Source organism: Salicibibacter cibi, from assembly GCF_016495865.1.
Taxonomy (GTDB): Bacteria; Bacillota; Bacilli; order Bacillales; family Marinococcaceae; genus Salicibibacter; species Salicibibacter cibi.
This window is the reverse complement of sequence record NZ_CP054706.1, coordinates 3,726,539-3,752,867: the sequence shown is the minus strand read 5'-3', so window position 1 is coordinate 3,752,867 and position 26,329 is coordinate 3,726,539. Positions and strand designations below refer to the sequence as shown.

The 26,329-nt window shown below is 45.3% G+C and carries 19 protein-coding genes; 7 read left to right on the top strand and 12 right to left on the bottom strand.

All coding sequences use genetic code 11. The features are described from left to right. Positions 1-2 precede the first annotated feature (2 nt). From HUG20_RS18715 to HUG20_RS18675, 9 genes are all read right to left on the bottom strand, one after another. Positions 3-830: a DUF368 domain-containing protein gene (locus tag HUG20_RS18715; protein ID WP_200086486.1), complete on the bottom strand. Its 828-nt coding sequence runs from the start codon at positions 828-830 to the stop codon at positions 3-5. A gap of 189 nt (positions 831-1,019) precedes the next feature. After that, entirely contained in the window at positions 1,020-1,256 is a 237-nt protein-coding gene (locus HUG20_RS18710) for a ferredoxin family protein (protein ID WP_200086484.1), read from the bottom strand. Positions 1,257-1,412: 156 nt separating this feature from the next. After that, entirely contained in the window at positions 1,413-3,188 is a 1,776-nt protein-coding gene (locus tag HUG20_RS18705; RefSeq protein WP_200086482.1) for an ABC transporter ATP-binding protein, read from the bottom strand. A 412-nt stretch (positions 3,189-3,600) separates the two neighbouring features. Then, the gene (gerQ, locus tag HUG20_RS18700) at positions 3,601-4,038 is read right to left on the bottom strand and encodes a spore coat protein GerQ (protein ID WP_200086480.1); all 438 of its coding nucleotides are present in this window, start codon (positions 4,036-4,038) and stop codon (positions 3,601-3,603) included. 36 nt (positions 4,039-4,074) lie between these two features. Next, entirely contained in the window at positions 4,075-4,497 is a 423-nt protein-coding gene (locus HUG20_RS18695; RefSeq protein WP_200086478.1) for a cell wall hydrolase, read from the bottom strand. 462 nt (positions 4,498-4,959) lie between these two features. Next, positions 4,960-5,682, bottom strand: coding sequence for a 3D domain-containing protein (locus tag HUG20_RS18690; RefSeq protein WP_200086476.1), 723 nt, complete (start codon positions 5,680-5,682; stop codon positions 4,960-4,962). A 310-nt stretch (positions 5,683-5,992) separates the two neighbouring features. Then, positions 5,993-8,257, bottom strand: coding sequence for a 5-methyltetrahydropteroyltriglutamate--homocysteine S-methyltransferase (metE, locus tag HUG20_RS18685; RefSeq protein WP_281392469.1), 2,265 nt, complete (start codon positions 8,255-8,257; stop codon positions 5,993-5,995). 149 nt (positions 8,258-8,406) lie between these two features. Continuing rightward, the gene (gene hemQ / locus HUG20_RS18680; protein WP_200086467.1) at positions 8,407-9,153 is read right to left on the bottom strand and encodes a hydrogen peroxide-dependent heme synthase; all 747 of its coding nucleotides are present in this window, start codon (positions 9,151-9,153) and stop codon (positions 8,407-8,409) included. An 886-nt stretch (positions 9,154-10,039) separates the two neighbouring features. Next, positions 10,040-10,882: a lipoate--protein ligase family protein gene (locus tag HUG20_RS18675; RefSeq protein WP_200086465.1), complete on the bottom strand. Its 843-nt coding sequence runs from the start codon at positions 10,880-10,882 to the stop codon at positions 10,040-10,042. 330 nt (positions 10,883-11,212) lie between these two features. Between HUG20_RS18675 and HUG20_RS18670 the strand changes: the two genes are divergently transcribed. From HUG20_RS18670 to HUG20_RS18640, 7 genes are all read left to right on the top strand, one after another. Further along, positions 11,213-12,505: an HD domain-containing protein gene (locus HUG20_RS18670; protein ID WP_200086463.1), complete on the top strand. Its 1,293-nt coding sequence runs from the start codon at positions 11,213-11,215 to the stop codon at positions 12,503-12,505. A 13-nt stretch (positions 12,506-12,518) separates the two neighbouring features. Beyond that, entirely contained in the window at positions 12,519-13,079 is a 561-nt protein-coding gene (locus tag HUG20_RS18665) for a YwgA family protein (protein WP_200086461.1), read from the top strand. Positions 13,080-13,685: 606 nt separating this feature from the next. Next, positions 13,686-14,951: a C40 family peptidase gene (locus tag HUG20_RS18660; RefSeq protein WP_200086459.1), complete on the top strand. Its 1,266-nt coding sequence runs from the start codon at positions 13,686-13,688 to the stop codon at positions 14,949-14,951. Between the two features lie 177 nt (positions 14,952-15,128). Next, on the top strand, positions 15,129-15,677 hold the full coding sequence (locus HUG20_RS18655) for a YwhD family protein (protein ID WP_200086451.1): 549 nt from the start codon (positions 15,129-15,131) through the stop codon (positions 15,675-15,677). A 374-nt stretch (positions 15,678-16,051) separates the two neighbouring features. Continuing rightward, positions 16,052-16,948, top strand: coding sequence for an N-acetylmuramic acid 6-phosphate etherase (gene murQ, locus HUG20_RS18650; RefSeq protein ID WP_200086449.1), 897 nt, complete (start codon positions 16,052-16,054; stop codon positions 16,946-16,948). Between the two features lies 1 nt (position 16,949). After that, positions 16,950-18,308 carry a PTS transporter subunit EIIC gene (locus HUG20_RS18645; RefSeq protein WP_200086435.1) on the top strand — a complete coding sequence of 453 codons (1,359 nt, stop codon included), beginning with the start codon at positions 16,950-16,952 and terminating at the stop codon, positions 18,306-18,308. 47 nt (positions 18,309-18,355) lie between these two features. Beyond that, complete coding sequence (locus HUG20_RS18640) at positions 18,356-19,429, top strand: DUF871 domain-containing protein (RefSeq protein ID WP_200086433.1); 1,074 nt, start codon at positions 18,356-18,358, stop codon at positions 19,427-19,429. 436 nt (positions 19,430-19,865) lie between these two features. On the opposite strand, the gene nagE is transcribed toward HUG20_RS18640, so the two are convergent. The 3 genes from nagE to HUG20_RS18625 all read right to left on the bottom strand — a co-directional run bounded on the left by nagE (position 19,866) and on the right by HUG20_RS18625 (position 26,273). Further along, on the bottom strand, positions 19,866-21,341 hold the full coding sequence (gene nagE, locus HUG20_RS18635; protein WP_200086431.1) for an N-acetylglucosamine-specific PTS transporter subunit IIBC: 1,476 nt from the start codon (positions 21,339-21,341) through the stop codon (positions 19,866-19,868). A gap of 256 nt (positions 21,342-21,597) precedes the next feature. Then, the gene (locus tag HUG20_RS18630) at positions 21,598-24,018 is read right to left on the bottom strand and encodes a penicillin acylase family protein (RefSeq protein ID WP_200086429.1); all 2,421 of its coding nucleotides are present in this window, start codon (positions 24,016-24,018) and stop codon (positions 21,598-21,600) included. Positions 24,019-24,179: 161 nt separating this feature from the next. Continuing rightward, positions 24,180-26,273 carry a transglycosylase domain-containing protein gene (locus HUG20_RS18625; RefSeq protein ID WP_200086427.1) on the bottom strand — a complete coding sequence of 698 codons (2,094 nt, stop codon included), beginning with the start codon at positions 26,271-26,273 and terminating at the stop codon, positions 24,180-24,182. Positions 26,274-26,329: the final 56 nt, after the last annotated feature.

Below are 26,329 nucleotides of genomic sequence, written 5' to 3'. Positions count from 1 at the left end.
CCTTATTGTTTGTGCTCTACTTTTCCAAGTAAAAAGGCGACGCAAAAGCCGATGACAAGCACGAAGAGCGAAGCGATGAGTCCGCCAATATCTGCGGGCATTCCCTGATAGATTACAAACACGGACCCTAAAACCATACCCGTGACGACGGCATACGTTCCAACCGGAAACCGGTGTAAAAAGAAATGGACAATCTTACTTGTAATGAGCACACCGATCCCTATGCCGGCAATGAGTGTGAGCAAAACCGGAAAATGAACAAGTTTGAGCGCATCGATAATTGTCTCATAGTAACCAAACACCAACAGGATAAAAGATCCACTTAATCCGGGCAAGATCATGGCTGAACTCGCAATCCAGCCGAGAAAAAAGATGGCTATATAGTCACTCGCGCTCATCGAACCGAGTATACTCGTTTGCACAGGGTCCTGCATAATTCCAAACAGTGCAATCAACAAAAGGGATAGGAGTAAAAAGAAATAATGAATACCGGAAAACGTTCGTTTAAATTCAATTTTTTTCAGCAAAAAAGGGACAATGCCGATGATTAATCCGAGGAAAAAGAAAGAAAGTTGATTCGGATAATAATCAAGTAGCCAGCTTAGAACCTGGGCACTGGAAAACACGGCTATAAAAATACCGGCAACGAGCGGCACAAGAAAAGCCAGGCTTTGTTTCCACTCTCTTGTTGATAACCCATTAATAGCGGCAATTAAACGCTCATAGATCCCGAGTACCACGGCGATCGTTCCACTGCTTACGCCGGGAATCGTTTCAACGCCTCCCATAATCAACCCGCGCCAAAGATTGTGGACATCAATCTTTCCCATATGTATAGCTCCCCCTAACTCTTATCGTTATATCATGGGAGTATTAAAAATTCCATAGAAAAATGCCGACATTGTAGAAAAGGGGATGCCCCTCTGATGAGCGTTTCCTCTTATCGTTTCGAATAGCGGAAAAAAAGCAGGTGCTGACTAACCCTCAAGGGGCCAACACCTGCGCCTTGGTACCGGCCATTATTCTTCATAAAATGCGCGGTTTAATTCGATATATTGGGCTTCTTCTTCTGGCACTTCGTCGTCCGGATAAATGGCTTCCACCGGACATACGGGTTCGCATGCCCCGCAATCTATACAGATATCCGGATCAATGTAGAACATGTCCTTACCTTCTTCGATGCAATCAACCGGACAAACTTCTACACAAGATCCGTTTTTTTCATCTACACATGGTGACGTTATGACGAATGGCATCTGTATCTCACCTCCCTATTGTGATTATAACGGATAAATGAAATGGAATAAAACACTTTATAGCAAAAATGCCTATATTGATAGCCATCAATAAAAAAGTGTTGCCCAGTATTGTAACATATCTTTTTATGGAAAAGGGGACATGGGTGTCAAAAATTAGCTAAACGCCTGCTGATGAAACTGCGAATAGTACAGCCGTCGGTAACGTCCGTTTTTTTCCAGTAATTCCTGATGCGTTCCTTGCTCTGCCACTTGTCCGTCATCAAGAACGACGATATGGGAGGCATTTTGAATCGTAGAAAGCCGGTGGGCAATCACGAGCGCAGTTCGATTTTCCAATAACTGGGCCAAGCCTGTTTGAATCGTTTTCTCCGCTTCTGTATCCAGAGAAGAGGTGGCTTCATCAAGCAAAATGATTGCCGGGTCTTTTAAAAGGGCACGGGCGATGGAAATTCGTTGTTTTTGTCCTCCGGAAAGCTTAACGCCTCTTTCGCCGACAGTAGTGTCATATCCGTGCGAAAGCTTGTTAATAAACGTTTCCGCGTCAGCGATACGCGCTGCTTCTTGAACATCAGCAAGGGAGGCATCCGGCAAACCGTACACAATATTATCACGAATGGTGCCGTTAAATAACACAACGTCTTGGCTAACAACGCTAATTTGAGAACGAAGGGATGAAAGCGTGACGGTATCGATGCGTATATCGTCGATGGTGATTGTGCCTGTAGTTGGATCGTAAAAACGACTGATCAATTGTGTTAAGGTCGTTTTCCCGGAACCCGACGGCCCCACAATCGCGGTCGTTTTTCCGGGTTGAAAATGGACATCGATATTTTTGATTACGGCTTCATCTTCATAGGCAAAAGAAACTTGGTTGAACTTGATATCTCCATCACGAATGGAAAGTATTCCCGCATTTTCCGGATTTTGAATGGACGGTTGTGTCTCCAAGATGGCCATAATGCGGTCATAGGCAGCGGCTGCTTGTTGAATGGTGTTCATTAGTCGACTGACCCGGCGGATTGGATTTTGCAAAAGACGCACATACACGATAAAGGTAGCGATCATTCCGACCGTCATCTCCCCGCCAATGGTTTGCCAAGCGCCAAACACAACAACGATGGCCATTCCAAGATAATTGGTGAAATTAACGAGGGGACCGAATAAAGAAAAGTTTTTCGCTGCGTTGATGTTTGCCTTTCGATTTGCTTCATTCCGGTTTGAAAATCGTTCTTCTTCATAGCGTTCCATGGCAAAAGACTTGACGAGACGAATGCCTGAAAATGTATCTTGCAAATGATTGTTCATTTCGGCAAGGCTTCCCTGGACCCACCAGTAAGCGATGCGAATACGTTTGGCGAAATAACGCGTGAGATAAAAAAGAAGAGGAAACGTTAACAAGATCAGGATGGCTAGCTGCCAATTTACATAAAACATATAAGTGGAGATCGCGATGAAAATGAAGATATCGGTCAATAAATTCAAGAGACCGGAAGCAAGCAATTGTTGAAGCATATTAACGTCATTGGTCATCCGCGACATTAAATCTCCAGTGCGGTTATTGTCAAAAAAGGAAACATCGGCATGTTGCATGTGGCTGTATAATTCATTTCGAAGATCGTAAAGGGCCCGTTGTCCGACGATGGCCATAATATAACTTCCCGCAAATTGAAAACCAATAAGGAGGGAAGCCCCGCCAACAATGCCGGCAATAATCCAGACGAGCATGTCCAATTGTGCTTCGGGAATGATGACATCAATCGTATATTGGATAAATTGGGGAATCGCAAACTCAATTAAGGCGACGAACAGTACAGCAATGATAGCAATCAAAATCAAACGCCAATGCGGCCGAACTCGTGAAAACAAGTCCTTAAACATTTGGCGCACGCTTTGTTTCCGTGGTTTTGCATCCAAAGTGTTTTCGCGCATTGCACTTCTCCTTCGATTAGAAAACTTGGTTTTTCGTCAAGCTTTTATGGCGAAAACCTTAGTTGCACTTATGCAGGTAAGAAAGTTGATGTATACTTTCTTATCTGTTAAAAAAATCGGCACAGGAAGTGTTAGTGGTGGCGACCTTCGCCGATCTTCCTTCATATACATTAGCTGAAAAGAAGTTTAACTGTCAAAAGAAAGAAAGTGGAATGTAACCATACTAGGGCTTTTACATAACTTTTCAGGCTAGTGCATTATTTCATAAATTCTTTCACCGACAACTATGAGAATGTTTGCGATAATTGAGAGGATGTAGACAAAAATGAAGAATAAGCGACCATTTTGTCTTCAAAAACCGGGAAAAAAAGCTTTTTATATGTAAAAAGCGGCCGTTTTGGCCGCCTTCATTTTAACGGGGGGGATATTGAGCCAACTGTTGTTGGGATTCTCCTTCATTAGCAAACGGATACTCGTAATTCAGAGGTTCATCGAACGTGACATAATCGAGGTACACCATAAGCAAGAGGTAGCGTCTGCCGGTGTCATCATCGACGATAATGATATGATCACGGCCAGCCGCTTCCAATCTGCCCTCAAACACTTGGGACTGTTGATCGCCGCCATTTCCAAACGTCATATACACCTTAGCATCCTTGCCCAAGTTTAAGCGTAAAATATTCTCGATGTACGATTGTTCAAGCGGAAGCTCTCCCATTTGCTGCTGTTGCATTTGTTGTTGTTGCTGTTGGTTCATTTGCTCTTGTCGAAACCCGTCTTGATCGAAAACAGGCATGCCATACTGTTGCGGGTAATACGGATAGTACCCATACCAAGGGTTTACGTACATGAAATTTTCCTCCTTTTTATTTTAAAAAGGTTTCCCTCACACCATTTCCGGACATTCTTCGGGCAAAGGCTCATAAAAACAATGCGCTTTATAGCGGCCGATGAGTGGTTGGCCAAACCAATCAGGGTCACAATCGCCGGGTGGCCGAAAAAACCACAGAGACCGTTTAGCGGGATGGAAGCGTTCACCTTGAATAAGACGGCGGGCAAGTTGGATTTCATGATCCCGTGCACGTTGATAGAATGGCCCTTTTTGAACGGCTTCAAACCCCCCCGGAGATTGAAAGGCCATCTGATCGATTGTACGGATATCTTCAAAATCCGAACAGTGAAAACGTACACGGTTAACCATCGTATTGCCGGCATTGAGCATTCCCAAATTGCCTTCCCCTTCCGCTTCCGCTCGCATTAAACGGGCGAGTACTTGCACATCCTGTTCTGAAGCCTTTATGACTGCCATGCATTGCCACCCCCAAGTGGTGTCTTGTTTCCGATACGCACTAATACACTGTATGATTCAAGAAGGCATATATGTTTTATTTTTCGTTTGAACAAAATCAAGCGACGCATTTCTTTTCTAAAATCGCGAAATTTGCGATCGTATGATTGCGATAAAATTATTTTAATATTAAGAAAAATAATGGGAAGTTTAGGGGAGACAAGAAAATTCGGTATCCAGAGTAGAGGAAAATAAATAAAGGTGAGACTCAAGAACTTTATCGCTCTCGGAAATTCATGACCGAAAGCACGAGGAATGGGTGAGCATTAGAAAAACTTGGATTTTATCAAGTCCTTATGGAGGAAGCCTTGATGTTACTTATACTTTACCAAAGTTAAACATTCGTCTCGATGGGGTTTAGGCCACCAATTGGTGGCCATTCTACCCGAAGCCGGCAGTTAGCCACTGCCTCTTGCTCAATTATTAATCCAGCACCGTTACTTCAACATCTTGGTTTCCGAAGTTCAGGGCTTCTTCTGTAGTTGGAACGTGAAGGTCAATTCTTTCTCCGTTGATGTCTCCGCCGACATCTCCGGCAATTGCTTCGCCATATCCTTCAACATGTACCGTTGAGCCGAGTTCAATAACACTAGGGTCAACCGCTACAACGTTTGCGTTAGGATCATTATTAAGATCGATTCCTGTAGCTGTTACCCCGGAGCAGCCTTCACAATCCGCCGTGTATGCAGTTGCTTCCATTGTAAAGCTATCGCCATCCGTTTCTGAAGTAGAACCTTCTTCAGATCCAGTGTCTTCTTCGGTTGCTGTTTCTTCCGTTCCTTCGTCTTCAGTTGTTTCGTTGTTTCCATCGGCATTATCGGTAGATTCGTCGGGAGTTATATTATTAAGCACCTCTTGCGTTTCAGGGCCTGTTACACCATAGAAGTTGCCTTCGGGAGAAGAAATCCCGTTATCTAGTTGAAAATCTTGAACTGCACTTAACGTTCTCGGCCCAAAGGTATTCCCGGTTGATCCACTAAAATAACCTTGTTCTTTTAATGTTTGTTGAAGCTCGTTGACGTCTTCACCTACATCTCCACTCGTTATCTGATATGATTCACTGAATGCAGCATCTGCTTCGTTGGGTATTGAAATCAAACCTACGGCTACTACTGCGCTCACTACACTTAATATATATTTTTTCATAAAGATTCATTCACTCATCTACGTATCGCAAACTTGCTGACCAATTGCTTACGTCTAAAGGTACGTGATGAAGTGAATGTACACCTCCTAAATTATTATGATCTACGTACTGGATTATAGTAGCAGTAGTTTCATCATTCAATACTAGTAATAGTTTTGTTGTCTAACTGTAATATTAAAGAACCATTTAATCCTAGCAGGATAGACTTTTGATTATTCATGATAGTCATATTATCCTTGACGCCATCCATGCGAAAAAACAAGCCTCCCGCGTATAACGCCGGAGGCTTGTTTTTTCTTCTGCCCCATATTAGCTTGTTACTTCTGCACGTGCTTGTTGAGCGGCATTCACCATTTTTTTCAGCGCGGCAACGGTTTCTTCCTCATTGCGGGTTTTTAAGCCGCAATCCGGATTGACCCAGAAAAGGTCGGCAGGAAGGACGCTGAGCGCGCGACGGATGATGTGAAGCATTTCCTCTTCCGAGGGGACTCGAGGACTGTGAATGTCGTAAACCCCAAGACCGATGCCTTTGTCGTACACATTGTCTTCGAACGTTTCCAGAATATCGCCTTGGCTTCTGGACGTTTCAATGGAGATAACATCGGCATCAAGGGCGCTGATCGCATCGATAATATCCTGAAATTCACTGTAGCACATATGGGTGTGAATTTGGGTTGTATTTTCTACATAGGAAGAGCTTAGTCTAAACGCTTGCACGGCCCATTCCAAATAGCTTGACCAGTCTTCACGTTTAAGCGGCAGCCCTTCGCGCAAGGCGGGTTCATCGATTTGAATCATTTCGATGCCGGCGTTCTCTAAGGCGCTAACTTCTTCTTTGATCGCTTCTGCAATTTGAAAAGCAACCTGTTGCTTCGGTAGATCGTCCCGTTCAAAGGACCAATTGAGAATCGTGACAGGACCGGTAAGCATGCCTTTGACAGGTTTGTCCGTCAACGACTGGGCATAGACGGTTTCTTCCACGGTCATCGGTTCTTTAAAACGCACATCCCCGTAGATGATCGGAGGTTTCACCCCGCGAGAGCCGTAGGATTGCACCCATGCGTTTTTTGTAAAAGCAAAGCCTTCCAGACGCTCGCCAAAGTATTCGACCATATCGTTTCGCTCAAATTCACCGTGGACGAGCACGTCTAAACCGATCTCTTCTTGGTGGTCAATCCACGTCTTAATATGGGATTGAATAGCGGATTGATATTCCGAATGTGTAAGCTCTCCCTTTTTCAAACGGGCACGTAAGCGACGAACGTCTCGTGTTTGCGGAAAGCTTCCGATCGTTGTCGTGGGAAGCTTAGGCAATGGCCATTTTTCCAATTGCTTTTTGCGGCGCTCTTCATAGCTTAGCGAGCGGCCAACGTCAGTTGAGGTCGTGGGATCAGGCTCTTCCTTGCGCCAACCCTTTGTTTTAAGCGCAGCAAAAATTTCTTCGTTGTCTTCCAATTGTTTGTCATTTGCTTCAGATTCTCCGATCCCCAATTGTTGCAACGTACGAAGCTCTTCCATTTTCTCATCGGCAAATGAAAGGGCTTGTTTCAAGGTTTCATCAAGCGTCGGCTCATTTTCCACGGTCACCGGGGTATGTAGCAAGCTCGCGGATGGTTGAAGCCAAACCTTATCGTCGCCTACATATTTTTGAATTTCTTTTACTAGCACAAGTTTATCTTTAAGTTTTGCTTTCCAAATATTGCGACCGTCGATGACCCCCGCCCCAAGCACTTTATCTTTCGGAAAGCCGTGCGTTTGCAAGGCATGCAAGTTCTTGCCTTGATCGTGGACAAAATCTAATCCGATGCCGGCAACCGGGAGTTCGATGACTTTTTCATAATGGCTGACCGCTTCAAAATACGTTTGTAATAAAACGTTAAGTTGCGGCACTTCGTTTTGCAACGTTTCATAGGTTTTGAGAATCAGTGGAAGGTCTTCTTCCGGAATTGTCGTGACGAGGGAAGGCTCGTCCACTTGCACCCATTGAACGCCTTCATCGGCAAGTTCTTGAAAAAGTTGAACATAAACGTCGGTGAGCTGAGAAAGCAATTCGGGAAACGCGTCGTTCTTATAATGTTTTGCCAATTTCAGAAATGAATAAGGGCCGATGATGACCGGTTTTCCTTCTATTCCCAGTTCTTCTTTTGCTTCTTTGTAAGCAGCGAGCAAGTAGTTTTCGGATAATGCTGGTGCTTTGTTTCCGATTTCGGGAACGATGTAATGGTAATTCGTGTTGTACCATTTCGTCATTTCGGAGGCAGGTACGTCTTTGTTTCCCCGGGCCATCGAGAAGTACGTCTCTAAAGAAACGCTTCCGCCGTCGTATTCAAAGCGCTCCGGGACCAATCCGAACATGGCGGTTGCATCAAGAATATGATCATAATACGTAAAGTCGCCAACCGGAATTATTTCGATGCCGGCGTCTTGTTGTTTTTTCAAGTGGTTTAAGCGAATGTGCTTCATTTCGGCATGAAGATCTTCGCTACTTAAATTCCCGGTCCAATGCGCCTCCAACGCTTTTTTCCATTCCCGCTTTTCTCCAATGCGAGGATATCCCAATAAACTCGTTTTCAATTGTATCTCCTCCTGTACATGTAGTAAAAAAAGGATATTTTCACCTTCAATGGAAGGGGAAAATATCCATTGCCCAACCTTATCTTACTTACTGGAATACTTTAAAAGATAAAAGAAGCGACAACATTTGTCAAGGTGTATTCCGATGATTATACTTGGAAATAACCTGTAATTTTATCTTTTTCCAATACATTTCCTACATAGAAAGGGCCAAACTCGGCAAAACGTGCGGATGCTTCGTCAAAACGCATTTCATAAACAAGTTTTTTAAATTGGAGAACGTCGTGGGCGAATAAGGTAACGCCCCATTCCCAATCGTCAAAACCGACGGAACCGGTGATGACCTGCTTGACATATCCCGCGTACTTGCGGCCGACCATTCCATGGCCATACATCAATTGCCCTCGGTCTTTTGCGGGCATCATGTACCAGTTGTCGTCTCCTTCGCGTTTTTTGTCCATCGGGTAAAAACATATGTGTTCCCATTTAGGTAAAATCGGGAATACGCGCTCGCGTACGCTAGGGTCCTCGAGGGGGTCTCCATCGCCTTTGAACATGTATTTGCCCAATTCAACAACGGAGATATAAGAATAAGCCGGAATCGTATATTCAGCTAAGCGCGATTGATTAAAGGCTTTTTCAATTTGTTCCAATTCTTCCATCGTTGGACGGAGCAACATGAACATGAGGTCCGCTTTTTGCCCTACAATGGAATATAAGGCATAACTTCCTTCTTCTTTTTGTTCATTGTCGATCCACGTTTCGACCATGGCCGTGAACTCAGCCAGTATTTCTTGTCGTTCATCTACCGGTACGCGTTTCCATGATGTCCAGTCGATCGAACGGAGATCATGCAGGCAATACCAGCCATCAATGGTTTCTGCAGGCTCAGGCATTCAGTTTGCTCCTTTCTCTCTTTCCTATGATGCAAGTCCTATTTTAACACACGGGAAAGGGGGAAAGAAAACGGCGCACGAAAGGGTTCAATAAACGTGACACATTTGTCAATCTCTCGCTCGAGGGAAATTTTCGAGATTCCCCGTAATATGTAAAATATTCATTGTGCATCAGGAAATGTAATGTCGAATGATAAGACTCTGTCAAAATTAAAATTAAGTTTTAGAGCAAGGGGGGCGTCAATGAAAAGTGTGCCTCCAATATATGTCAGATTGTAATCGTTTGACGCCATGTATCTACAGAATCTCGCATATTATGGTGTCATCGGATAGTTATGACGCCATAAAAAAACGCATTTATATGTTTAATGGCGTCCATTTGGCAACAATGACACCATAAAAGTTTTTACAATTGATTATGATGGCGTCAAAAATGAAAAGACATACGTATTCTCTTCGCGGTCGCGTGTCAGGGCGATGCTGATAGAAACGGTATAGTGATCATGCATCGATCCACATGGGTCTCAACCGCCTGTCTCCCCCGATTGTGAACACATCGGAGACGGTACATTTTAATAATACCAAAAATGTGTTCAATGATCGTTCGAGGGGCAGCGTCTTTTTGTGTCAGTTCGTTTCGGTTCGTTCTTTTCGAAGATACAGTCTTTTTTTCGTTCACCGTATATTTCCATAAAATTGCGTGTGTCCTGACCAGATAAAACCACGCCAAATGAAGCCAAATCACCAAATTCGGATATTGACAGACGAAGATATATGTCCATTATTTTGCCTTAACGGAAAAAAGGACGATGAATGTCATTGGGTTTTTAACTGTCATGTCTTATGATTTTGGCATTGGCATGATAAGAAACCCGTTGCGCACAGGTCAACGGGTTTTCTGTTCGTATCCCAATATTTTTTTGTTACGCGCATGAACGAGGGTTAATCTTTTTTGGAAACGAGTCTCTTCGTTGGAGGACAAACGGGTTGGCGTGATCGAGCTCCCGTGGTCATTGAACACCCGTTGCATGCGTGCTTCACTGTCGGCGATTGTCATTTCCCGATTGTACAATTCCGATATGGACGCCATCGATTCAGGTTTAACTGTTGGTGTTGAGGGGCTGTGTTCTCCTCCGGCTACTTGATAAAAACGGCGGATGACTTCTGCCCGTTCGGAGCCGATCCCTGTAATAGCGAGATACACCTGGATGGAAATTCCGTCGCGAAGCCGACGTTGGGAAATGCCCGCGAATTTTTTTCCTCCGATACTAAGATCATAATTGCCCGGGCAGTAAGAACCGACAATTTCCCCTGCCAATATTTCTTTCGCTGCGTCACGATACATTTCCCGGACAACGTTCCACATGAACGTATAAGCAGCATTGATCGTGAAGGTTTTTGTATCTTTGACGATCAGCGAAATGTTTAAAATTCCCGGATCAAGAAAAACAGCGAGCCCCCCGGAATTACGTACGATTATATGAAAACCGTCTTTGTTATGTTGTTCAATTGCGCGATGGATGGATGGCAAACGGCTATCCAGTGTGCCGAGCACAATCGTCGGCTTGTGAATCCATGTATGCACGATCGGAAAGGAGTTTTCTTTGCCGACGCTTTCGCAGAGGGTATCATCATAAGCGAAGGAATGAAGCGGGCTATAATCCAAGCCCTTTTCCGAATGGTTCAGCCAACGCCATTGCTTCCCCGGAAACGTTTGTAAACTTGTCATTCCACCTAAACTCCGTTCAAAAAATTTCAGACCTTCCCAGTATAACATGCAGTTGCTCCAAGGGGAGACATTTTCCGCACCCATCTTTAAATAAGAACATTTGTTTGTTATAATCTATTTATCCCGGTGGCAAGCGCCCGTAAAACTCCCGCTTTAACCCCGTAAGCGAAAGTTAACGGGCGACTAAAACCCCGATTGGTTCAACTAACCATCAGAGGAGGATGAGGCGCCCTCCTCTGATGGAAGTTCCACTTTATCCTTTTCTCGTTTGCTTGGACTCTTTCTTTCGTTATAATGAAAGAAAAGAGATGGAAAGGTTGGCTTTGCCGTATGAGCAGAGGCAATACAATGTTAAAAGAAGAAAAAGTGTTTAAGGACCCGGTTCATCGGTATATTCATGTCCGCGATCAGTTGATATGGGATTTGATCGGAACGAAAGAGTTTCAACGGTTGCGGCGGGTGCGGCAGCTCGGAACGACGTTTCTCACTTTTCATGGAGCGGAACATACACGTTTTAACCACTCGCTCGGGGTCTATGAAATTATGCGGCGAATGATTGAAGTTTTTAAGGGTCGGCCGCACTGGAATGAGGAAGACCGCTTGCTCTGCCTGGCGACGGCGCTGCTTCATGATATAGGGCATGGGCCTTTCTCCCATTCATTTGAAAAAGTGTTTGATACGGACCATGAAAGTTGGACTCGGGCGATAATTATGGGGAAAACCGAAGTAAATGCCGTCTTGCGGCGAATGGGGGATGAGTTTCCGCGCGAAGTCTCGGAAGTGATCGAAAAGACACACCCGAACAAACTCGTCGTCAGCATGATCTCCAGTCAGATTGATGCGGATCGAATGGACTATTTGCAACGCGATGCCTTTTACACAGGCGTCAGTTATGGGCATTTCGATATGGAGCGGATTTTGCGGGTGATGCGGCCGTTGGATGATCAGGTCGTCATTAAGAGCACTGGGATGCACGCGGTGGAAGACTATATCATGAGCCGTTATCAGATGTATTGGCAAGTTTATTTTCATCCGGTTACACGAAGTGCGGAAGTGATTTTAAACAAAATATTACGAAGGGCAAAATACCTGTACTTGAATGGCTTCACGTTCAAGCAATTCCCGATGCACCTTCAGCCTTTTTTTGACGGAGATATTTCGATCGCAGACTATTTAAAGCTTGATGAAATGATTATTTTCTATTATTTTCAAGTGTGGGAAGAGGAACAGGATGAAATTCTTGCTGATTTATGCGGCCGTTTTTTACATCGGCGGTTGTTTCAATACGTTGAATTCAATCAACATTTTATTATGAATGAGTGGGCAGGGTTGCAAGAGCGATTTAAAGCCATTGGGGTAGATCCGGATTATTATTTGGTCATTGATTTTTCATCCGACCTCCCCTATGATTTTTACCGGCCAGGGGAAGAGGAAGAACGGATGCCGATCCATTTGCTTATGAATGATCGGAAACTCCGCGAGTTATCACGGCAATCAGATGTCGTCGAGGCGATTTCCGGCAAAAAACGAACGGATCATAAGCTGTATTATCCCAGTGATATCTTGCACACGCCCGGCCAAGAAAACGAGAAGCGTGAAATACTGGAGATTTTGTCAGGTTGAGGAGGAAGGCCGTGTGTTGGACCAACATGTCAATGTCTTGTCATTATTGCAGACGGTTGGAGAAATAACCGGACGCAAGAAGTTTCAAAAAATCGTTTTTATCAGCAAAAAATTAGGAATGCCGTTTCATGAAAAGTACGATTTTCATCGCTATGGTCCGTATTCCGAAGAACTGAACCTTCGCCTTGAAGAACTGCAACAATTTGAATTTATATCGGAAATTAAAGAAGAGATGGCAGGGTATCATCAATATCGCTATCAGGTGGCTACAAATGGCGAACATTTTCTGAAAACAAAAGGTAATAATCGTGAAACATTTGAACAACAGAAAAATGTCATTCAAGAAATGAATGTTTGCTCATCCAAGTTTCTTGAATTGACCGCCACGATCCTTTTTTTGGAACCTGCAAATCAAGAAGAAATCATCAGGAAAGTACATGTGTTAAAGAAGACGCAAAACTACTCCAAAGCGGATATTGAACATGCCTATGCCCATATTGAACGTTGGAGGCAACACCTTAATAAAGTGAAACTGCCATCAGAGGGGAGGGTATCATCCTCTTTTGATGGTTAGTTGAACGAATTGGGGTGTTAGTCGCCGTTATCTCTTCGCTTACGAGGGTGAAGCGGGAGCTTAACAGGCACTTACTAAAGTAAAGCTCAAGGACAGCGAAAATGGTCCTTGAGTTTTTTTAATACTATCAGTAAGTATAAATTGTTCGGATGATAGGATAAAAAGGGCTTTGATTTTCGCTGTTCGTGATTCTTGAGGATAAGTCTTTTCTATTGAAAAGAAGCATTTGGGCTTTAACAAAAAGATTACAAAAAGATTACGACAGAACTCGAGCCATTTCCACATCAAACCACATCTATGCAAATATTCCCTTCATGACGCCTATCTATTAAATTTTGAAAAAACTGTAGGATAGCATAATAGTCTATCCACATTACATTTAAAATACAAAACGGTAAAAGATATTGTCACTTCCAAGTTTAGAATCTATAATGCAATATATGACATCACAGACAGATGAAAGATAATACTAATTACACAATTTTAGGAGGTGACGATTCACTCAGTTAGTACGTTCGTCTTAGAAAGATCTGGTACATATCTACCACCGATGAAAAACCAGTTACGGATGAATAAATGTCGAACAATATATGAGTGAATATCATTATGAAAAAGTATGCTTTAAGTACAGTCGTGGCAGTAGGATTGCTATTCGCACCAAACGCAGCAGACGCATTTAGTGTAGATGCAGATTCGATGTCCGAAGGAGACGTAAATGACTCCGTAAACGAACTGCAAACAGAACTAAAAGATCTCGGGTACTTTGAAGGTTCCACAGGATCCACGTTCGGTCCAAGAACGCTAAGCGCTGTAAAAGCTTATCAAGAAGATCATAGCATTTCTTCAGAAGCGGGGAACTTCTTTGGGGTTGCAGGGCCCCAAACAATCGGTTCACTTGAAGAATCTTCTTCTTCAGATGAAAGTACTAGTGAAAGCACTAGTTCCGAAGGAAATTCAAGTTCCATGTCCAATGGAGATACTGGTGAAGCCGTAAGTGATCTTCAGGCACAACTTCAAGATCTAGGATACTACGACGGTAATGTCGATTCTATTTTCGGTCCGCAAACGGAAAGTGCCGTAAAAGCTTTTCAACAAGATCACGGCATTTCTTCAGAAGCGGGGAATTTCTTTGGAGTAGCAGGAGCAGCAACATTAAGCTCCCTTGAAGGACAGCCAAGTGAGAATACCGGCAACAATGATAACTCCGAAGATAATTCATCAGATAACTCATCTGAAGAAAGCAGCACTGAAGACACTGCTTCCGAGAACAACAACACTGAAGAAAGCAGTACTGAAGACAACACTTCCGAGAACAACAACACTGAAGAAAGCAGTACTGAAGACACTGCTTCCGAGAGCAATAACACTGAAGAAAGCAGTTCCGAAAGCGAAAGCAGCTCAGAGAACGAAAGCAACAGTGAATCCGAGAATTCCGGTAGCGACAACGCTACAAATGAAGAAGACAATACCGAAGAAGTCGTCGATGGTGCCTCGACTGATAACAATGGTGGTGACGCTAGCGGCGTGATCGATACTGCTATGGCACAGATGGGAACTCCATATAGTTATGGCGCTAACGGTCCAGGCGCATTTGATTGCAGCGGATTCATCAACTACGTGCTTGATCAAAACGGACAAGGTCCTGATCATCGCGCAGACACATCTTCTCTGTATAACATGAGCACATCCGTATCGAATCCGAGCGAAGGCGATCTCGTATTCTTTGACACTAGCGGCGGTGTATCCCACGCGGGTATCTACATCGGAAATGGTGAATTTATTCATGCGAGTGCATCAAACGGCGTAACGATCGATAGCATCGATGACCCTCATTATTGGGGCGACAAGTACATCGGAGCTGGGAGCCTCTAAGCTTCACAATTAGAATGGATTAGTTATCATTACCCCTTGAGGATAACGTTAAAACCGTTATTCCAAGGGGTAATTTTTACTCTGCGATCAGATCGCGAAAACGTTTGCTTGTTTATGGACGGGGGTGTTGTGATACACTAAAATAAAGTAGAATGTCTTCAGTAAGGAGAGGATATCGTGGAACTTTTTAATAAGAATAAAGAGAAACGCACAGGTTCAGGTTTTAATATATTAAGCGGAGATTCGACAGACGGAGACGGCGGATTCGGGGTAGGTTCCTTAAGTCTCGATCATTTAACGCCGATCATTATTGACCCTGTTGATGAACGTGTGTTTATTGACATGGGAGCCATCCACGCCCGTTCCGAAATTGAGAAGAAGGTTAAACTGCTCGAAAATAAAGAGGAGCTGAATGACCCGAGAGAATATTGGATGATTTGGGTGACGACCGGCCATACGAAAGATGGGGAACCGAAGTATGACGGCGTCGGGGCTTGCCGTTTTTATCGGGAAGTTGAGCCTCCGGAAGGCAGTCGTTTTCGCAGAGGATACAAAAGCATGCCTGAACATGTAAACAACATGGATAAAGCCTTAAAAGGCCGGATCGTTGTGGATCTTATGGATGAAAAATCCCTGTACATGTTGCGGGAATATTTGAAAGGGTTCAGTGAAGAATACTGGAACAATTCAGATGATCAACTCAAAGAAACATTGGCGGATTCGTGAGCGATTTGTGAAATGTTAGGCATCAGATTCCGAGACACTAAAGTGCGCAGGGGATAATGCATCCTTTGCCCACTTTAGTGTTTTTTTGGCAGATAAGAAACAATGTGGCTACGCTGCCCGTAGTCCCCATCTACCATGAAAATGGGAGTTTGACCCAAACGGAAGTAATCTTCGCCAAAAAGAAAAGATGAGATGGTGTAACATATGAGTGAATTTTTATCGAAAAAATAACACAGCATTTGGTTTATGTATAACCGGGCCATTTTTTTTAGGAAAATAGTATTTTTTTATTGATATTGCACTAGATTTGGGATATTGTGTAACTGCATTCATATTTAAGGGAATTTGTACATTTGTTAAAGGAAGGAGCATTTATGTTCAACCGCTTAGAAACGGAACGAAGAAATCCTAAAAGTGAGCACTTGGATGAAATGTCCGTCCATGAAATTCTGCAAACGATGAACGAAGAGGATCAACATGCGACGGAAGCGGTAAGGGATGCTTTGCCTGCGATTGCGCCATTAGTGAAAGCGGTTACAAAATCTTTGCAAACGAAAGGTCGACTCATTTATGTTGGAGCAGGCACGAGCGGACGGCTCGGGTTGCTTGATGCCGTTGAATGCCGCCCTACGTTTGGTGTGCCAACATCTACCGTCATTGGACAAATGGCAGGCGGCGAGGCCGCTTTTACTGAAGCAAAGGAGGGAGCGGAAGATTCACAGGAAGCAGGGGAGCGCGATTTAAAAAACCTTTCCTTAAAGGCAAATGATGTGGTGGTTGGTCTAGCTGCCAGTGGGCGAACACCTTACGTTGCAGGCGCTTTGCAATATGCACATTCATGTGGGGCTGTCACCGGAAGTGTTGCTTGCAACTTCTCTGCTGTAATTAGTGAACATGCGGATTACCCGATCGAGGTGAATACGGGAGCGGAAGTACTTACCGGCTCTACACGATTGAAAGCCGGCACTGCCCAAAAATTGATATTGAACATGATTTCCACCGCATCAATGGTCGGGGTAGGAAAGGTCTATGAAAATTTAATGGTAGATGTAAGGCCCACGAATGAAAAACTATACAAGCGTTCTCACCGCATTATTATGGAAGCGACTGGTGTAGATGAGGACACGGCGGTTACAGTATTTGAGGAGGCTGGCCAACACATCAAAACGGCGATCGTAATGATTATCGCTGATGTACAGGAAAAAGATGCCCGGCAGATGCTTTCACAAGCGAACGGTTTTATTAAAAAGGCAGTGAGAGGCGGGGATTAAAATGAAGAAAGAGGAAGCCATTGTTCAAGAACTGATATCCTACTTGGGCGGAAAAGAAAACATAATCTCCATATCCAACTGTATGACGCGGCTACGGTTGAATTTTCATAATTACGAAAAGGTTCAACTTGAAGAGATCCGCAACATGGATGATGTACTAGGCGTTGTGGAAGATGAGACATTGCAAATTGTCCTTGGCCCCGGCACTGCCAATAAAGTGGCCATAGCGCTTTCGGAAACGACGGGTTTAACTGCAGGAGAAGACGAAGATGAGCACGTGGCCGAGGATACGAAAAACCACATGAAACAAAAAAATAAAACGCCGGTTAAAAATTTCCTGAAACGCATCGGAAATATTTTTATTCCCCTTATTCCGGCGTTGATCGCGTCCGGGCTTATTAATGGAGGGGCCGGTCTCGCGGAAAATCTCGGGGTAGATGAACAGACGACCTGGTTGCAAATGGCGCAAGTCATAGGGGGAGGTCTCTTTGCTTTTCTGAGCATCCTTGTCGGTTGGACGACGGCTCGGGAATTTGGGGGGACACCGGCGCTCGGTGCCGTTGCCGGTATTATAATTATCAATCCTGAACTGGAAGCCATCACACTTTTCGGAGAGGAGCTTGTCGCCGGTCAGGGCGGGGTATTTGCTGCCTTGTTAGCGGCCTGGGTAATGGCGATGGTGGAACGAACCGTGCGCAAATTCGTGCCCGCGGCTTTGGATATTCTTCTAACGCCGTTTATTACCGTTCTTGTCGTTGGATTTGCGACTCTTATCGTGTTGCAACCGATCGCTGCTGCCTTTTCTGATATGGTACAAATGGGCATTAACTTTCTGTTGGAGATCGGAGGTCCGATCGCGGGGGCTGTCCTTGCCGGATTTTTCCTTCCGCTCGTCATGATCGGCATGCACCATGGATTGACACCGATTCACCTGGACTTTATCGAAACGATCGGATACACGCCGATTCTTACCATTCTTGGCATGGCCGGAGGCGGTCAGGTAGGTGCGGCTCTTGCCGTCTATGTGAAAACGAGAAGCCAGAAATTAAAAGACAGGGTTAAAGGCACAGTGCCTGCCGGTTTTCTCGGAGTCGGGGAGCCGTTATTATTCGGGGTGACCTTGCCCCTCGGGCGCCCATTTGTGACCGCCTGTTTAGGAGCAGCTGTCGGCGGAGCTTTCCAGGCCGTCGCGGGCACCGGGGCTACAGGGATCGGCATTTCCGGTTTATCCATGATCCCAATCATCGCGGAAGGGCAGTATCTCTCCTATATTATCGGTCTGGTGCTTGCTTATGCGTTTGGGTTCCTTTTCACGTATTGGTTTGGTTTCAAGGAAGAAATGGTCAAAAACTTGGAGTAGAACAACAGGAGGTCCCGGCCGGGACCTCCTCATTTAGGAGTGAGAGAATGATAGGCTTTTCCGTGTATTTAGGGAAGCAATCGGAATTAGAACAGCAACGGTTACTCTCAATGATGAAACGGGCGGGTTTTCAGTCTGTTTTCACGTCGCTGCACATCCCCGAAGATAATCCCGATACATATAAAACTGCTTTGCGTGTGTTAGGAAAGCAAGTGGGCGAACATGAAATGGAACTTTTTGCAGATGCCTCACCTGCATCTCTTTCCCATCTGGGGTTACGTTGGGAACAAGCCGAGGAAATTTTGCAATGGGGTGTGCGTGGGCTCAGAGCGGATGTTGGTTTTTCGGTCGAGCAAATTGCTTCTCTTTCCAAGCGAATGAAAGTGGCGCTAAACGCAAGTACCGTTGATCGGGAAACGCTGCAAAACTATTTGAACATGGGGCTTCGTGTAGAGAATACAGAAGCCTGGCATAACTTTTACCCACGCCCGGAAACGGGATTGTCGTTAAAAAATGTTAAACAAAAAAATGCGTTGTTCCATTCCTTTGGAATCCGAACGGTGGCTTTCGTTTCAGGCGATGGCGAGAAAAGAGGACCCATACACGCAGGGATGCCGACGGTCGAAGATCAACGCTATGTACATCCGTTTGCCGCAGCGCTAGTGCTGAGGCGAATGACGGATACCGATAAAGTGCTGATTGGGGATCCGGGCATTTCCGAAAAAAGCATTCAAGCATTTAAAAACTTTGAAAATGAGGCGGTTGTGCCCATTATGGCCAGGATAGGTTCTTTTGAAGATGAGTTGGTTCAGGCGCTTGTTTTGCAAACGCATCAACAGCGGATGGATAAGGCCGATTATGTGGTGCGCTCACAAACGTCTCGTCTTTATGCGAGGCGCGGAAACGTGAAAATACCAGCGAATGGTGGCGGGGCAAGGCCGACAGGGAGCATTACAATAGACAATGAACAATACGGGCGCTACCAAGGGGAGCTTCAAATCACAAAAACCGATCTCTCGGCAAATGAGAAGGTGAATGTTGTCGGGCACGTATTGGCAGAAGATCTTCCGATATTGAATGTTTTGCATGAAGGGGAACGTTTTTGCTTTATGGAGGGCTAGTGGTCTATATCAGAAGTTCCAAACCCCTCTTCACGTTTCACCGATAGATTGATAAAGCGGTTTAACACCCATCGCACCTCCGAGCCGTGGTTACGGTCTTTTTAGGGTTCACAACGTCCGCTGAATTGGAAGAAACCGCTAATCAAAAGTACGTTGTGGAGGCCCAACACACCCCAAGTTGGAAGAAATCGCTAATCCGAGGTACGTTGTAGAGGCACAACATCCCCCGAATTGGAAGAAACTGCTGATCCGAGGTGCATTGAAAGGGCCAATTAGAGATAGAATAAAACCCTGTTATCACACCCCGGAGTAGCGCTTTTTTGTATATCAGGTACATTGTGGCTTTTTAGTCATTAATGCGTTACCCGTTACCGTCTTCCGGCAGTACTAGGAAAAAGAAAGCGAACAGTGAGGGTGCTGTTCGCTTTCTCATGCATTATTCCCGGTTTCGAATTTTAATCATTTCATCGGCTACGAATTGGACTTGTGTCCCGACGACGACTTGTATATTGTGCTGGCCGACGACATTGACGCCCGGAACACCGGTTGCTTTAATCTTTTCTTGATCTACTTTATCCATATCGCCCACTTCAATCCGTAAGCGGGAAACACAGTTATCAATGGATGTAACGTTTTCATCTCCGCCCAGGCCTTCATAAATCTCTTCTGCCATAACGGTGGTTTTATCCCTTTGGGAAGTAGGAGCGGCGCCTCCGGCTGCAGGTTCACTGCCTTCTGTTTGGGCGACCACTTCCTCGTCTTCTCGTCCAGGTGTTTTTAAATCGAATTTCTGAATCAAGAAACGGAACAGGAAGTAGTAAAGAAAGGCAAAGAACAAACCTTGGACGAGTAACATATACGGTTGGTTCGCAATCGGTACCGCCAAACTCAGGGTATAATCCACGAAGCCGGCACTGAAACTGAACCCGGCGGTCCATTGGAACGAAGCTGCTATGAAGAGGGAAAGTCCTGTCAAAGCAGCATGCACCACATAGAGAAGCGGGGCTAGAAACATGAAAGAAAATTCAAGCGGCTCCGTCACCCCTGTAAAGAAGGAAGCGAATCCGGCAGCCATCAATAGGGATGCTGCTTGTTTTCTCCGTTTCGTTTTTGCTGTGTGATACATGGCTAAAGCGGCGGCGGGAAGACCGAACATCATAATCGGGAAGAATCCTGCCAAGTAGCGGCCGGTAATGCCTTGTTCCCCTTCGCTGTTCCAAAAGCTAGCAATATCATCAATTCCCGCGAGATCAAACCAGAAAACATTATTCAACGCATGATGAAGTCCGGTTGGAATGAGCAGTCGATTAAAGAAGCCGTATAAACCTGCGCCGGTTGCACCCATATCCATGATCCAGGTACCGAAGGTAACCAGCCATCCATAGACGATCGGCCATACAAAAAATAATACCGCCGATATGACTAACATGGCACCCGCGCTCATAATGGGAACCAAACGTTTGCCACTGAAAAAGGCAAGCGCGTCCGGCAGCCGTACATGGCTGAAACGATTGTACATGATCGAAGCTATAATCCCGGACAAAATTCCAATAAACACATTCTCAATGATCTCCTCGTCAAAAGCCATATTGACATTTTCCGGATCAATGCTTAGTAAAGCTGAAACAGATTCGGTTTCAAGCACTTGTGTGGTGACCAAAAAGGCGACAAGACCACTTAATCCGGCGGCTCCATGCTGATCTTTCGACATGCCAATGGCAACACCGACAGCAAACAAAATGCCGAGACTGCCAAGAATGGCATCACTACCAGCCATCATATAATTAGCGATTACACTATCTTCCGCGAAGTTGAGAATCCAGTGGGCGATACCGGCAAGAATCGCTGCAGCAGGTAATACCGCGACCGGTAACATCAACGAGCGACCGAGATTCTGTAGGTATTTCATCATTTTTCATTCAAACTCCTTTTTGAAAAAATAAAACGATTGAAACTAACAAGGATTTCATGGGAACAATCTAAAGATCTTTTTTTAAATTTTCATCCCCCCTCCCATTCCTAGGTTTTGTAACGTTTTTTATTCGAAATTTGCAATCTACCTAACATCATCATTAGCACGCAATCCAAGTCCTAAGTGATCCCTTAAAATTAAGAAGTACTGCTTTGAAAAGTATGAGAAATCCGTTAAAATCTCTCAAGGAGGGAATCTAGTTCGGAACCAATCGCAAATGCGTGCTCTCCGATTGATAGTTTTCCGGTACCATGGAAGTGGTATGGTAATTTCCATCTACCCAATCTAGGAGTTGATCGTGATAATGGTCACTCATGACGTGACCGGACTGTCCCGGCGCCACGATGTGCTCACTTTCACTTAAATCAGCCAGATCTATGACGCCTCGCCAACCTGCCCCATGATTTGTATCCCCGGTTTCGTCGTTATAGCTGGCGGCCATCACGGTAATACTGCTCCCGTCCACTGGTTTGGGAGAGGGATTAAAGAGAAGGTGAAGGGGTGCTACATCCCCAAGGGGATGGTCAAAAGCCGTTCGGTGATAATTCCCCCAAAGCCATGCTTCCGGTTCGTCTCCTTGTGCATCGGAGGCATAATCAACGGCGAGCTGCAAGGCTTCCGTCGCTACTACAGACAGTCCTCCGTTTTTTTTCATCCACGGTCCCGGGCTTCCTTCAGCTGCTTCACGGATCAATTGATCGACAACATTCGCCTCTCCTTCAAAAATATCCAGAATGCTCTCGGGAATGTCCTCCGCAAATAGCACATGCGGGATCGCATTCATCCATAAATGGAAGAGGAGCGGTCCACTTTCATTTTTGTCATCCACTTTATCCCAAGACGTTAGAACCCCCAGTGCATCTTCGTCGATCTCTCGCAAATCCTCATCCGCGACCGCTGCTGTTAAGATTGGAACAAACTCTTCCGCATGCATATTTTGTACATCCATTTGCATGGCTTTCATGTCATCAGCGGCGAAAGAACCGTCGTCATCAAGCATGTCGAGAATGCGTTCATGGCGGTAAGGTTGCGCCCACGTGTGTGATAGATGATAGTCGTAGCCTTCATCGTCGATCTGGTTGTTGGCGGTAGAGATCATGCCCGATTCCGGGTTTTCGATCGTCGGCAATTCATCCCAAGGAATATAACCTTCCCAATCATGGTCTCCAGTCCATCCCGGGACAGGGAAGAGGGCATCGTCATCGTCCGTACGAATCGGAATTTTTCCGTTCGCCCGGTATCCGATATCGCCATCTGTATCTGCAAATACAAAGTTTTGCGCAGGCGCATGAAAATGTTCCAAAGCGGTTGAGAAACTTTCCCAATCATCTGCCCGATTCATGCCGATTAAAGCTTGCATTTCCGTGGACGATTCATGTGCCGTCCACTTTAAAGCGAGTGCTTCATCACCGATTACACCTTTCTCATGGGAATATTCAGAGATTAGTGGTCCATGTCGCGTAATAATTGTTTCGTGTAGGAATGGCTTGTCGTATCCGTCTACTTCAATAAATTCTTCCACCACCTTCGCATCGTACCATTCATCTTCATATAAAAACTGATTCGGGTCGTCAGGATTTTGCTGCTCCATATACAATTGTTGGACATCTGGACCTACATTTGTCACTCCCCACGCGATGTCTTCGTTGTGGCCAAGAATGATTCCGGGAACACCGGCAAAGATCACCCCTGTAACGTTCACCGATGGGGAGTTCAAATGGGTTTCATACCAGATGGAAGGGGTATCAAGCCCAAGGTGAGGATCATCCCCCAGTAATGGCGCACCGGATTCCGTATGTTCGCCGGAAACAACCCAATTATTGCTGCCGTTAAAAGGCTTCGGTTGATAACTGCCGGCATCGGCAAAAGATTCCTCAATGTCTATATCCATATTTTTGGCTGTGTCCATAATTACAGGGCCATCATTTGGATATGTAGGCATTAAATCGAGTGCTTCTTCTTCACTTGCATTGTTGGCGAGCCAATGTCGAAAAGCCTGTCCTTGCCAATTGCCGCCCAGATCGTAAGCCATAAATTTGCCGATCGTTAACGAATCGAGCACGGTCCATGGTTCCGGTTCATAGCCGAGCAACTGAAATTCCACCGGGCGTTCATTTTCCGTATGCATATGGGAGATATAGTCGTTCACCCCATCTGCATAAGCTTCGAGCACAGCCAGGGTCTCTTCATCATAGGCATCCAATGAATCTTCTGCAGCTCGCCTCAGGCCAAAAGTACGAAAATAACGATCCGAATCAAGCGCATCTTCACCAACGACTTCGCTGAGCATGCCGGATGCTTGCCTGCGGCTCAAGTCCATCTGAAACATGCGGTCCTGTGCGGTTACAAATCCTTGAGCATAGTACAAATCTTCGTCATTGTCAGCTTCGATGTGGGGCACGCCGTTTTCGTCCCGATACACATCTACTTCGGACGCTAGGCCTGAAGCTTCATATTCTCCTTCCACTTGCGGAAGTCCACTCGTCAGTTGGAGGTAAGCCCAAACAGCGGTTCCGCTTGCCAATAAAGTAAAGATAAGTACAATGCTCAATATGATTTTCCGAAAGCGCAATAGGCGTCTTCGCGGCTTTTCTCTGTTATGTATTACATTGTTCATATGTTATTCACCGCCTTTTGTCATTATTTCGCCTAATTGTAGCTGAAATCCTGCAAATTGACCATATAATAAGACGGCTTTTTTATTAGAAAATAAAAAAGTGTCCAATCTTATAAAGATTGGACACTTTACATATTGTTTTCCCATGAGCACGTGCCAGGCTACATCTCTGCCTCATCACTGCCAAACCAGCGTTTTAATTTATCCATAAGTTTTTCACTCTCTTTATTATTTCGCTCTTCCCGTGCTTCTTCTTCCGCTTCTTCGTCATCAAGATACGTGACGCATGATTCTTTTGGTGCCGTGTCTTCCAAAAAAGATACGGTATAGGATGGACCACAAGCATCGTCAGCTAGCAATCCGGTTTCCAAATCTATGTCCACCTCTTCGACCCCATCAGGAGTGGAAAAGTCCTGTTTGAGGTGGCCGTCCAATCCGCTTTCAAGGGCATTAACCCAGATGCGTTTTGCAATCTGCCCGTGTTCACCGTGATCAAGTTCGGTGTTGTCATCATAACCAACCCATACACCGGTCACGAGCTCTGGCGTAAATCCAACCATCCAACTATCCGAGGGGGTAGATCCGCTTTTTCCCGCAGCCGGTCTTTGCAACAAATGGGCAATGGAATGGCCGGTGACAGCCGCGTAATCATTCATGGATGGATCAAACGTTTGCTTCATTAAATCGGTCGCAATATAGGCGAGTTCCGGTTCAAACACTTGTTGTTTTTCCGGCTCGGTTTCCAGCAATACGTTGCCCTCGTGATCTTCCACACGTTCAATCAAGCGATGTTCCACCTGCTCGCCTCCGTTTGCAAACGGACTATAACCTTTTGTCAACTCCAACACGTTGACTTCCGAGGTGCCGAGCGCAAGGGACAAGTTTGCCGATAGTGGACTTTCAATCCCCGCCGCTTTCGCAGTTTCAACGAGGGATTCCGGTTCTTGGAAGACATTGGTTTTCACGGCATAGATATTATCGGAATAGGCCATTGCTTGTGCTAGTGTGATAAAGTCATCGGCATATACTTCATTGAAATTGCCGGGTTCATAACGGCTATCCCCATGCGGGTTAGGAAAAGAGGTCGGTTCACTTTTAAGCGGTGTTGCCGCGGTAAACCCATTTTCCAGTGCCGCGTAGTAAAGAAACGGCTTAAATGCAGAGCCTGGAGGGCGGTGCGCATCAACTGCGCGATTGAAAGGGCTCTCGCTGTAATTTTTACCTCCAACCATTGCTTTTACATCGCCGGTTCTTGGGTCTATGGACACGGCAGCTCCTTGTAACGGATCATTGGTTGGCAACTCTGCTTCCACGTAACGCTCCGTGCTTTCCTGCATATCCGGATCAATGGTTGTATAAATATTCAACCCACCTGCTTCAAGAACGTCAGGATCGAGGTCATAGCGGTCCACGAGTTCTTGTTCAACAGTATCTTGAAAGTAGGGTGCCGTCGTTTCAAGCGCCTCTTCCTCTGCTGCTTCGTACGTCATGGTCTCGTCAAGTGCTTCCTCGTATTCGGCGGTCTCAAGCGTTCCCTGTTCATGCATCATCTCCAAAATCATTTGTTGGCGGTTCTCTGCCCGATCCGGATAGACGTAAGGAGAATAATAGGAAGGTCCTCGTGGCAAGCCGGCAAGCAAAGCAGACTGGGCGGCATTCAAATCAGAAGCAGATGTATTAAAATACATCTGTGCAGCTTGTTCAATGCCGTAAGCACCATGGCCGAAATTAATCGTGTTAACATATCCTTCCAGAATATCTTCTTTCGGAACATGCCATTCCAGACGGAGGGCGTAAAGCGCTTCACGGATTTTTCGATCCCATGTTTTATCATGATTTAGGAATAAATTACGCGCATATTGCTGTGTGATCGTACTGGCCCCTTGCGACATGGACGTCGCTTGAATGTTATTCAAAACAGCTGCCCCGATGCGCGTGTAATCAAACCCATGGTGGTCGAAAAACTTACGGTCTTCCACAGCGATAAAAGCATCGACCAAATGGGGAGAAACGTCCTCCAGATCCGTCCATTCCCGCTCTTGTCCTTGATGCTGCTCATTGATGACTTCATCATCACTGCTATAAATCGTCGTTGATTGTGAAAGTTCCATCGGCGGCGGTCCAAGTGCATAAGCAATGCCAAAAATGACGAGCAAACCAAACGCACCAAGGACCCCCATCCCAATCGTTAGCCGAAAAAGTACATGAAATTTGCTCTTTTTCCTTTTATATTGACGCCTCGTTGCTGTTTGCACTGCCAGCCCCCCATCTATGATTGATATATGAGTCTGTTAGCAGTGTCGGTTTTTTG

Coding starts and splice junctions, on each gene's coding strand:
- HUG20_RS18715 (WP_200086486.1), bottom strand. CDS start 830: ATGGGAAAGATTGATGTCCACAATCTTTGGCGCGGGTTGATTATGGGA.
- HUG20_RS18710 (WP_200086484.1), bottom strand. CDS start 1,256: ATGCCATTCGTCATAACGTCACCATGTGTAGATGAAAAAAACGGATCT.
- HUG20_RS18705 (WP_200086482.1), bottom strand. CDS start 3,188: ATGCGCGAAAACACTTTGGATGCAAAACCACGGAAACAAAGCGTGCGC.
- gerQ (WP_200086480.1), bottom strand. CDS start 4,038: ATGTACGTAAACCCTTGGTATGGGTACTATCCGTATTACCCGCAACAG.
- HUG20_RS18695 (WP_200086478.1), bottom strand. CDS start 4,497: ATGGCAGTCATAAAGGCTTCAGAACAGGATGTGCAAGTACTCGCCCGT.
- HUG20_RS18690 (WP_200086476.1), bottom strand. CDS start 5,682: ATGAAAAAATATATATTAAGTGTAGTGAGCGCAGTAGTAGCCGTAGGT.
- hemQ (WP_200086467.1), bottom strand. CDS start 9,153: ATGCCTGAGCCTGCAGAAACCATTGATGGCTGGTATTGCCTGCATGAT.
- HUG20_RS18675 (WP_200086465.1), bottom strand. CDS start 10,882: ATGACAAGTTTACAAACGTTTCCGGGGAAGCAATGGCGTTGGCTGAAC.
- HUG20_RS18670 (WP_200086463.1), top strand. CDS start 11,213: ATGAGCAGAGGCAATACAATGTTAAAAGAAGAAAAAGTGTTTAAGGAC.
- HUG20_RS18660 (WP_200086459.1), top strand. CDS start 13,686: ATGAAAAAGTATGCTTTAAGTACAGTCGTGGCAGTAGGATTGCTATTC.
- murQ (WP_200086449.1), top strand. CDS start 16,052: ATGTTCAACCGCTTAGAAACGGAACGAAGAAATCCTAAAAGTGAGCAC.
- HUG20_RS18645 (WP_200086435.1), top strand. CDS start 16,950: ATGAAGAAAGAGGAAGCCATTGTTCAAGAACTGATATCCTACTTGGGC.
- HUG20_RS18640 (WP_200086433.1), top strand. CDS start 18,356: ATGATAGGCTTTTCCGTGTATTTAGGGAAGCAATCGGAATTAGAACAG.
- nagE (WP_200086431.1), bottom strand. CDS start 21,341: ATGATGAAATACCTACAGAATCTCGGTCGCTCGTTGATGTTACCGGTC.
- HUG20_RS18630 (WP_200086429.1), bottom strand. CDS start 24,018: ATGAACAATGTAATACATAACAGAGAAAAGCCGCGAAGACGCCTATTG.